The sequence below is a fragment of the Lentzea kentuckyensis genome (genome assembly GCF_002150765.1).
Lineage (GTDB): Bacteria > Actinomycetota > Actinomycetes > Mycobacteriales > Pseudonocardiaceae > Lentzea > Lentzea kentuckyensis.
This window is the reverse complement of record NZ_MUYM01000217.1, coordinates 275-998: the sequence shown is the minus strand read 5'-3', so window position 1 is coordinate 998 and position 724 is coordinate 275. Positions and strand designations below refer to the sequence as shown.

Below are 724 nucleotides of genomic sequence, written 5' to 3'. Positions count from 1 at the left end.
GGTGCCACTCGTGCCCGCCGGACTGCCAGTCCTGCAAGCCCTTGACGTACCTGAGCACCCTGGCCTGGTCCACCGGATCCACGGCGTTCTCGGAGAACAGCTGCGGCAGCTCGGTGAACACGGTGTTCTCGAACTGGTGCAGCCGCGAGGTCAGCAGGTTGTTCACGGCCTCGACCGCGGTCTGCGTGTCATGGCCGAAGAACTTCTCGAACACGAGCACCCCGTTGGAGTTCTCACCCTCGCGCAACACCTCCCGCTCGTACGAGAAGATGTCGTTGCGCAGGTGGATCGCGTCGGAGAACGTGTCGGACAGGACCCGCAGCGGGCGGGTTCCCGCGATGGACGCGGGCACCTCGGCCGCTTCGGAGACCTCCACCAGGTTCGCCGACCACGGCGCGCCGCCGACCTTGCGGCGCATCTCGATGTACTCGATCGGGTTGGCGACCGTGCCGCTCTCGATGTTCCTGATCTCCCACATGCACTCGAGCAGCAGGTTGTGGGTGCTCGTGGTGAACCGGCGCCGCCAGTCCTGCGACATCAACGGAATCGTCCGCTGCCACAGATCCACCAGGCCGCGTTCGGTCGGGTTCCGCGGCTCCGGTGCCGGGTCCGTGCCGTTGATCGGCATGAACGCCGGCAACCGGTCCAGGTAGGCCTTGGCCCCCGCCACATCCTTGGTCTGCTTGAATTCCGCGAAGAACTCGTCGTCGAAGTAGAAGACCCA

Annotated in this window: 1 protein-coding gene; it reads right to left on the bottom strand. The window is 65.6% G+C overall.

Annotated elements, in window-relative coordinates; genetic code table 11:
- Positions 1–724, bottom strand: a 724-nt coding sequence (locus B0F77_RS48515; protein WP_425435839.1) for a terpene synthase family protein, incomplete at both ends; no start/stop codon positions are given.